The organism is Pseudomonas meliae (assembly GCF_001400515.1).
Lineage (GTDB): Bacteria > Pseudomonadota > Gammaproteobacteria > Pseudomonadales > Pseudomonadaceae > Aquipseudomonas > Aquipseudomonas amygdali.
In genome coordinates, this window is sequence record NZ_LJQT01000080.1 from 20,553 (window position 1) to 29,335 (window position 8,783).

At 62.8% G+C, this 8,783-nt stretch carries 8 protein-coding genes and 1 pseudogene; 6 read left to right on the forward strand and 3 right to left on the reverse strand.

The annotated features are described in order from the left end of the window. Positions 1-5: 5 nt before the first annotated feature. Complete coding sequence (locus ALO64_RS03720) at positions 6-1,835, forward strand: tyrosine-type recombinase/integrase (RefSeq protein ID WP_044344342.1); 1,830 nt, start codon at positions 6-8, stop codon at positions 1,833-1,835. Between the two features lie 21 nt (positions 1,836-1,856). Here ALO64_RS03720 and ALO64_RS03725 read toward each other — a convergent pair whose 3' ends face one another. Continuing rightward, positions 1,857-2,504 (reverse strand): LysR family transcriptional regulator substrate-binding protein, encoded by a 648-nt coding sequence (locus ALO64_RS03725; protein ID WP_044344343.1) that lies wholly within the window; start codon positions 2,502-2,504, stop codon positions 1,857-1,859. Between the two features lie 68 nt (positions 2,505-2,572). Between ALO64_RS03725 and ALO64_RS03730 the strand changes: the two genes are divergently transcribed. After that, the gene (locus ALO64_RS03730; protein WP_456238957.1) at positions 2,573-2,845 is read left to right on the forward strand and encodes a helix-turn-helix domain-containing protein; all 273 of its coding nucleotides are present in this window, start codon (positions 2,573-2,575) and stop codon (positions 2,843-2,845) included. Between the two features lie 29 nt (positions 2,846-2,874). Here the strand turns inward: ALO64_RS03730 and mobH are convergent, their stop codons facing one another. Next, entirely contained in the window at positions 2,875-4,716 is a 1,842-nt protein-coding gene (gene mobH / locus ALO64_RS03735) for a MobH family relaxase (protein ID WP_044344344.1), read from the reverse strand. 475 nt (positions 4,717-5,191) lie between these two features. Here mobH and ALO64_RS23755 point away from each other — a divergent pair, with 475 nt between their 5' ends. From ALO64_RS23755 to ALO64_RS03755, 4 genes are all read left to right on the forward strand, one after another. After that, entirely contained in the window at positions 5,192-5,440 is a 249-nt protein-coding gene (locus ALO64_RS23755) for a hypothetical protein (RefSeq protein ID WP_082303413.1), read from the forward strand. Between the two features lie 270 nt (positions 5,441-5,710). Next, the gene (locus ALO64_RS03745; RefSeq protein WP_044344346.1) at positions 5,711-6,028 is read left to right on the forward strand and encodes a type II toxin-antitoxin system PrlF family antitoxin; all 318 of its coding nucleotides are present in this window, start codon (positions 5,711-5,713) and stop codon (positions 6,026-6,028) included. Next, positions 6,028-6,477 (forward strand): type II toxin-antitoxin system YhaV family toxin, encoded by a 450-nt coding sequence (locus ALO64_RS03750; RefSeq protein WP_044344347.1) that lies wholly within the window; start codon positions 6,028-6,030, stop codon positions 6,475-6,477. Before ALO64_RS03745 ends, ALO64_RS03750 begins: the two co-directional genes overlap by 1 nt. A 41-nt stretch (positions 6,478-6,518) precedes the next feature. Then, positions 6,519-6,884, forward strand: a complete 366-nt coding sequence (locus ALO64_RS03755; protein ID WP_044344348.1) for a DUF3742 family protein — start codon at positions 6,519-6,521, stop codon at positions 6,882-6,884. Between the two features lie 67 nt (positions 6,885-6,951). On the opposite strand, the pseudogene ALO64_RS03760 reads toward ALO64_RS03755, so the two are convergent. Further along, positions 6,952-8,506: pseudogene (locus tag ALO64_RS03760) on the reverse strand (conjugal transfer protein TraG N-terminal domain-containing protein). Positions 8,507-8,783 lie beyond the last annotated feature (277 nt).

Below are 8,783 nucleotides of genomic sequence, written 5' to 3' on the forward strand. Positions count from 1 at the left end.
TGAACATGGCACTCTCAGACATGGCCGTTCGCCAGGCCAAGGCAACTGGCAAGGAATACACCCTCGGCGACACCGACGGCCTCTCTCTCGCAGTCACCGACCAAGCTGGTCGGTCGTGGCACTTCCGTTACGTTTGGGCCGGCAAGCAAAAACGCATGTCCCTGGGAACTTACCCAGAAGTGAGCCTGCGCGAAGCGCGAGCCTTGCGAGATGGCGCACGCGCGCTGCTGGTCAAGGGCGTCAATCCGAAGGTCGAGCGCAAGCACCGGCGTCAGGCGGTGCGCCTGGCCGACGAATACACCTTCAAGGCGGTGTTTCTGCAATGGTTCGAGCACCGCAAGCTGGAACTCAAGGAGGGGCGCAACAGCACCCGGTCGCAGATCGAGCGCATCTTCGAGCGTGACGTGCTGCCGAGCCTGGGCAAAACCCCCATCTACGACGTTCGCCGTTCCGACCTGCTCGACGTGCTGGGCAAAATCGAGCAGCGCGGAGCCCTCACGACCGCCGAGAAGGTGCGTACCTGGCTCAACCAGATGTACCGTTTCGCTCTGGTGAAGGTTGAAGGGCTGGACGTCAACACGGCCTCGGATCTGGATGTGGTCGCCGTGCCCCAGCCGCCTGTCGTCCATAACCCCTTCCTGCGCCTGCCTGAGCTGCCGGAACTGCTGCACAAGGTTCGCCGCTACCGTGGGGCGGTCACGACAAAACTTGGCATCCGGCTGCTGTTCCTGACCGGCGTGCGTACCGGGGAACTCCGGCTGGCGACGCCTGACCAGTTCGACCTGGACCGGGGCTTGTGGATCATTCCGCCGGAGGTGGTCAAGCAGTTGCAGAACGACATGCGCAAGAAAGGCAAGCGTCCGCAGGACATGCCGCCGTACATCGTTCCGCTGTCCGTCCAAGCCATCGAGATCTTCCGTTACCTGATCGAAGAAATGAAGCCGGCCCAGCGCTATCTGCTGTCTCACCGTGGTGACCTGAAAAAGCGCATCAGCGAGAACACGCTCAATGGCGCCCTTAAGCGGATGGGCTACCAGGACCTGCTCACCGGCCACGGCATCCTCGGCACGATTTCCACCGCGCTCAACGAGTTTGGCTATCTCAAGACCTGGGTGGATGCGCAACTGTCGCACTCGGACCCTAACCAGGTCAGCGCGGCCTACAACCATGCGATGTTCGTGGAGCCCCGCCGCAAGATGATGCAGGACTGGGCCGACCGGCTCGATCTGCTGGAGCAAGGCGAAATGGAAGCAGCCAGCCAGCACCTGACCATCCGCATCGATGGCATGCCCGCGCTGGGTGAAGGCGATGCGGCCGCTGTTCCAGAAACGATGGGAGCTTTGTCGATCCTGTCGACCACGACGGGTATGCCCTTGCATCGCCTGTCCTCCATTCCCCTGAAGCCTGTGCCGGAGCCTGAACCCGAGGAAGTGCTTTCGGACCTGCAGCGTGCGCGGATGGAAATGCTCTCGACCTACGAGGCCCCCCACATTCTGCCGGTGGTCCAGTTCGCCCGGCTGGCCGGCAAGTCCCGCGACCAGATCAACCGCGAAATCAAGGCTGGCAAGCTGCTGACCCTGAGCATGGGCAATCGCGGCCAGCGCATCCCGGAATGGCAACTCGATCCGCTTAAGCAGCGGTTGGTGCAGTCTGTGATGAAGAAGACGGCGGGTGTCGATTCGTGGGATCTCTACCGGGAACTGTCTCAGCCGCGCCAGTCGCTGGATGGTCGCTCGGCGATCGAGGCGGTCTCCAGCACCAACCTCCACGAGGTGATCGAAGTGCTGAGTCTCAAGCTGGGAGGCAATGTCGAGCTGGCCCACGCGATGGCGTAGAGCCGGGACAGGCGTTTCGGCTTAGTGCGCCGCGAGCGCCTGGAAGCGCCCGACCAGACGCTTGACCGGGGCCGGCAGCGGCGCGCGAGGCTGCGTCAGGTAAGCCACGATGGTATGGGGGCCGCCCGCGAGCGGCCGCATGGCGATCTCCAGCTTGCGTGCCGCGACGATCCGCGACAGGGCCGCGAAGCCGATGCCGTAGCCCGCGCTGACCACGACCGCCATCAGCTCGAAGGAGCGCACCCGCTCGGCCACCTGGAGCGTGGGCGCCGCCGATGCCAGCAATGCCTCAATCTGCTGACCCACGGTGCCGTAGCATTCCGGATGCCAGAGAATCAGGGGATACTTTGCAGCGTCTTTGAGAGGGATCTCGGGGAACGCCAGCAGCGGCGAGAGCAAGGGGACGGCCACGGCCAATTCGTCCTTCCACAGCGCGAGGCTGTCTTGTGGGAGGGGCTGCTCACCGCTCGCAAGGGACAGACCGAGGCTGAGACAATAGCGGCCGTCCTCCAGACCTTCTAGCCGCTCTTGCTCGGTGGTTTCGACCAGCCGTACCGGCGACTTGGGTTCTTCGGCACGCTGTCTGGTCAGTACGGCCGCCAGCGCAGGCGGCAACGGGCCGCTGGGAACAGCGATCTGTAGTGGGGCTGCGGTAGGGTCCAAGGACATGGTGTCGTTCCCTTATGCGAAGCGTGAGTGCTCTGGCCGAAATACTAGCACCATGAGTTAAATTTACCGTGGTTTATATTCACCCCATCCGCAACGCTTCTGTTGATGCAGAAGCGATCCATGCGGCAGGGCCGGCCAACAGGCTCAACCACCTACGAAGCGGAACCTGCGCGGGCATTGATCGCTCTCATATGGGCAAGATCGAACGCGGGGAGCACATGCCTACCCTGGCGATTATCTTGCGGGTCGCCGAAGCCTTGGGCGTTACGTCGGCTCTGCTGATGGCGGAAACCGAAGAGAACTTGAAGTCGCTGCGAGAACCTCCCGACACTAAAGATTGAATGTACTCCAGCGGATTCTCGAAATCATGCTAGTCGCCACTATTTTGATGCAGGGTTAGGTAGGGGTTGTTGGGCGGAAGTTCGTTGAACACCGATTGCGGGTCCGCCAGCAGATAGCCATGCAACCGGCGCGACTTGCGCGGCCCGGTCACGTCGCAGGTCCAGATGTTCAAGCCGCTGGCGTGCTTGCGGTGAAGCTGGAGACGCTCGAACCGTTTCTGCGCCCATTGCCAGTCCTGCAACTTCTCTTGCTTCGCCAATGCGGCAATCTGCGGGTACCCCTGGACATAGCGCTGAAACACCCCTGGACTGACCAGGTAGGCGGTGTCGTCCAAGGTATGCACCAGCGCTTTCGCATCGTTGATGATGAGCTTGCGCGTGGCGATGCCATCTTTCAGCCAGGTCAGGAAATGCGCCGCAGAAGGCTGCGTCGGGGCGGCAGGCGGATGATCCGGTGGAGCGGCGGGCGGTGCTTCGATCCGCTCGGGCGGCATCACCGGCGGCGTGTCCACGGTGTCTTCCGTGGGCGTACTGACAGGGATCACTTGTGTGCCGAACATCGACAGCAGATCCTCCATCGCATCGGGTTGCACGTGCGCGGTAGCGACAGGTGATACAGCCAGCGGTGCAGATGGCATGGTGGTGGCCGTCACAACCAACGCGGCCGGTGTGGTGGGTTCCGCCGGCGTTGCCTTGACCGGAGCGGCGTCGGTGCTTTCGTCGGCGGCGGACACCTCGGGCACGACGGTGCCCGTGAACGCTGCCGGGCGCTCGTTCGCCTCCCAGATCAGCGCCGGTGACAGCCGCAGCAGCGTGAAACTGTGTGACCAGCCTGATTCGCTGGTGACGGTGGCTTTCCAGATGGCCTTGCCCTCCGGGGTCGGTTGCAGCACGCCATGATCCTGCAGCACGTTGAACAACGCTGTGTTGCTGGAAGGGATGCCCTCGATACCCTGAGACAGCAGGTGCGCGCGCAGTTTGTCGGAGCAGGTCTTGCTTACCAGCCACAAGGCATCCTGCGTCAGCCAGCCGTCCGACGCCTGGGGCTGGTTCAGCTTCAACTCTTCCTTGAGCAGGTAGCTCAGGCCGTCCACGAGCTTGCGCTGCAACGCGTGTTTCGGCGCCGCCATGGCGCGCGACGGATCGCCGCCGAGTTCCTGCGCCACCGATGCCCGGTCGGCCTGGACGACCAGCTCGCCCAGCATGCCGGCATGCTCGTACTGGCCGGCCAACACGTACAGCAGCGAGGCCCACAGGGCGGGATAGCCGCTGAGCCAGTCGAGGATGCTGCGATCGAGCACCTGGCCGTAGAGCAGTCCCGTGGCTGCGCCGTGCAGCCGGTATTCCCGGTCTTCCCGGAAGCGGAAGCGGTAGGGCCGCGTCAGCGGCCCATGCCACGGGTGCCAGACCTTGCCGTCCTCGTGCTCGACGTGGAGATCGACGGCGATCTTGCCGACGTCGTGGAGCAGCGCCGCATACGCGATAGCCGCCGTCCAGGCCTCGGCCTGCGCCGCCTGGTCTTCCGGTGTTGCCCCAGCGGGCAGCAGATGGGACTGCCGCAGCTTTAAGGCGAAGGCAACGATTTCCAGTCCGTGGTCGAGCATGCCGCCGAGGTAGGCGTGGTGGTGGCTCTCCGAGGCCGGGAACTGTTGCACCAGTTCCGCATAGCGCTCCAGCGGCGCGCCGTACAGCGTGGCGAACTGCCTGCGCGAAAGCGAGGTGCGCTGCCAGATGTGATCCAGCAACTTCCGTCTGCGCGGCGTTGCCAGCAAGGACGCGGCCGACTCTGGCCGCGTCAGCCCTTTGGGCAGTTCGACAGATACCGGGGCTTGCGCCGGCATCGGCCGTTTTCGCTGGAACAGTGCAAACATCCTCATCGCCTCAAGTACCGGGTGGAGCGGCCTTTTCCTTTTCCAGGTAGGGCCTTTCCCCTTGATGCCATTCCATTGTCCTTTACCCCTTGCTAAGCCATTTGTATAGCGCTGCATAGATAGCAAGGCCTTCCATCGTCAATGCGCTATGGCAGGTGCCCCTTTGTTGCAGGGAAAAACAGGGGTGGCCGAGCACCCGGTGCGCGCGAGGTGACATTGGAAAGTCGAAATATCTCTGGAATATCCAGTGTTTCCGGTTGTCACGGCAAATGACCGTGTGCAATCCTTGCCCCGCGCTGCATATCGGCGCCGGGTGTGAGAACCCGAATTGATACCAGCGGGTCGCGTTATGGCGATCCGTAGGGCAGGCGTTCGCGTCTGGCCGGTCTGGTATCAGCCGGTTTCTCACCCCTGCGGGTCGCCGCCATCCCTCTCTGGCGGTGGCAAAGTGAGCTCGATCAGGGGTTACGATGACATGGAACGGTCAAATGACCAGACTAAACCAAGCATTTACGCCGAGACGGCGTATCAACTCATTCTTTCCGGTGTGAATCAGTTCCAGTCCGAGGAAGATCAGCGACTGTTGCTGGATTCGCTCTTATGCCAGTGCGCGGTGTTTGCCCGCCTACTGGGAGGCGAGCAGGCATTTCACGACTTGCTGGGCCGGTTGAAAACCATCGACTTCGACGCCGAGTTTGAAGAAGCCCACGATCATGTTCACTGAGGTCTGGCACTGAGCGGTTTTCCCGATCTGGATCGCTTGCAGAGATCGGCGTTTGCGCGAAGCCACTTTCGCAAAGCCGGCATCGAGTGCGTCAGCCTGAGCGGCGAAATCCTGGGGCCGGCGGTTGCGGAAATCGCGCAACGAACATGCTGTAGGGGCGGCAACCGACCGGTGCCATTTAAAAGCGGGCACAAACGCTCCTTCATTTCATCTTGACGAAGTAAGGAAAATTCCTTACCATTGGGTCAAGTCAATGATTAGGAGCGCGACATGCCTGCCATTCATGAAGTTGCCACGCTGACCTCCAAGGGCCAGATCACGCTGCCCAAGCCCATCCGGCAGGCGCTCGGCGTCGATGCGGGTGGCAAGCTTGCGTTCGACCTGCGGGGCAGCGAAGTCGTCGTCACCCGCGTCGATGCCGAGCACGAGGACCCTGCCATCGGCGGGTTCCTGAGCCTGCTGGCCCGCGACATTGAAGCTGGCCGGAACGTCCAGGGTCTGCCCGAGGATCTGGCTCGTGCCATGCTGGCGCACGCTGGTGATGGCGTGAACCTGGCCGAAGAGATCGACGGGGAAGTGGAACTCTGATGCAACGGCATGGCTGGGCGCTGCTGTTCCACGACTGTGTGATCGAGCAGTTGCAGAAACTGAATACGGCCGCCAGGCGTGCGCAGCAGAATGACCCGGAGGGCTTCGAGTCCAACGCCAACGTCAAGATCTTCCGGGCTTTGAGCCAGTTGATGCTGGACGTGGTACCAGGCGATCCGGCCCGCGACGAGTACCGCCAGGGCAATACTTTGGGGCCGGCCCACCGCCATTGGCGGCGGGCCAAGATCGGACGGCGGTTTCGGCTGTTCTTCCGCTATGACTCCAAGGCGAGGGTGATCATCTACGCCTGGGTCAACGACGAGCAGACGCTGCGGTCTTCGGGCAGCAAGTCGGACCCCTATGCGGTGTTCGAGAAGATGCTTGGTCGGGGGAATCCGCCTGACGACTGGAACGCATTGATGCAGGCAAGCAAACAGGATTGGAGCTAAACCGTGGAATAGCCGGACCACACCCTACAACAGGTGACGCCATGAGCACGAAGACCCGTATCAGCATTGCAGAACGCCTCGGCCGCTGGCTTGGCCGAGGCTGGCGGGGTTACGAGCGCTGCGAACGGAGCGTGGTTTGCTGGATGGCATCTATGGGGATGCCGGGAGCTTTGGCCGCGGGCTTGCCATGGGTGGTCAGACTGACGATCTTGGCGTTGCTCGTGTACATCGCCTTCTGGCTTGCGTTGCTACTGGTATTCCTGGTGTTTCTTGCGCGAGGTTACGAGCACGTCGATTTGACAGTGCCCGAAGCGGAGTGGCGACATGGACATGCCGGATTCGGTCTCTACTCCAGCGACGGGTGTCGCATCGATCCGCACGACCCCAATGATCCCGATAACACCTAGCCCCTCATCGAATGCATATGAGGGATGATTCTGGAAGGCATGCCTGCGCCGCCATTGGGTGCGGCTATTATTTCTTCTTGCTAGGTGTCGATGCCCACTTCATTGCATTTCCGAATGCCAGGTCTCCTGCCTTGCCCCCAGCGGCCTTGGCCCCATCGGTTCCGCCCACAAGACCCTGCAACAGATTTCCGACGGAGTAGCCTGCCCAGCCCAGGGCCGTTACCCAGAACAGGGGCAGTACGATAAACATCGTTGCCATTACGAAGTTGAGCAGCATGTCGCCGAAAGCGTTGTTCAGGCCCATCACCGGGTCGAAGTTGGTATGCGGTCGGTTCCATCCCCATCCCCATCCCCATCCGTAGAGCGCATCCAGAATCGTGCTATCGACCCAGCGTGCCAGTTGGAACCAGAAGTCGACGAAAAACAGAGCTAACTGCACCAGCGATACCGTCATCACCGTCTTGAGGTTGTAGGTGCCGGCCACGAGCACCAGCGGCATGCAGATGACCAGGGCCATCTTCAGGAGCGATAGCACCATCGGCAATGCCTGGCGTACCGCGTCCATGGCCGGGAAGTAGCCCAGTGAGCCAATGGCCAGGCCGACATCGCTGGCTGCGCGCGTGATGATGTTCGGGTCAGTCTTCTCGATCTGGCCGCCGTAGTCGGTATAGACCGAGCCCTGGTTGAGCTTCTGCTGGCGCGGCGAAGCGATGGCACGGATCACCGAGTCATCGACCTCCGTGCGGCTCAGGAAGCCGGCCCAGCCGGCAAGGCGGTTGAGCATACTGGGATCAACCTGCGCGAGCAGGCGGGCGCGCAGCCCGTTGCCGCCGTCGCTCCACCACTGGCGGCACGTGGGATAACCCGCCCCACTCGGCACCTGCGCGAGGCCGGCGTCCCGGCTGCTGTCATAGGCCCAGCCGTCGCGCGGCGTCTTAGCGCGGTAGGTGTCGTAGTAGCCGGAGGTCCCGACGAAGAAGTTCGAGCCAATCCAGGTGACGTCGTGCATCTGGGCCTCATCGAGATCCGGGCGGCTCATGAACAGCTTGGCGCGCGCCGGGCCGTAGCAGTCGTGCGTGAAGTCCGCGACTTCCTGAGCGAGCACCGGGTCGTCGATGCGCGTGGCGTTGATCTCCATCCTGATCTGCCGAAGGTCGGTTCCGCAGGGAATCGCCGCCACCGAAGCACCGGTGATGGCGCGCGAGAGCGCGTGCATGAACGCCCACCAGACGGGCACCTTGGCGCTCTGGTTGTTAAGGGTCGAGAAACGATTGGCTCCAGCCGGTATCGGATGGCTGGGGAACGCTTACCTGGCATTGCGCCGAGCGCGCCTGGTCGTACTTGATCGTGTTGAGGTCCACGTCGATGAAGGGGATGCCCGCGAACATCACCACGACGATCGCCACCCAGACGCGATTCTCGATGCGCGCCGAGGACAGCACGCCCTTGTTGCCTTCGTCGGCGCCCTCGGCGCGGGCCTTGAGCCATTCCTGGATGATGATCGCCACGAAGGGAATGGCGAACACGCCGCTGGACACGAGCACCGCCCAGATGCCGTTGTGGACCACCCACGACACGAGCGTCAGGTAGTACTCCAGGTAGTCCGTGGTGAAAAGCGTCATCGTCCTGCCTCCCGCTATGCCGCCTGCGCGAGCAGGCTGACTTCGAGGGCCACGATCGCCGTTGCCCCGGCNTCGCCGCGGACCAGGCGGCGCCGTGCCTCCACGCCTGCCTCGCGTGCCAGCAGGCGGCGGCGCATCCACAGCCAGCCGTAAGCGGTCGCACCGTACAGGCACAGGCGCCAGGCCAGGAAGTAGCCCGCGGCATCGGCTAGCCAGCGTTCCCAACCGATGATGCTGCCGAGGAAGTAGATCCCGGCGACGTTGGCCGCCACGGCGG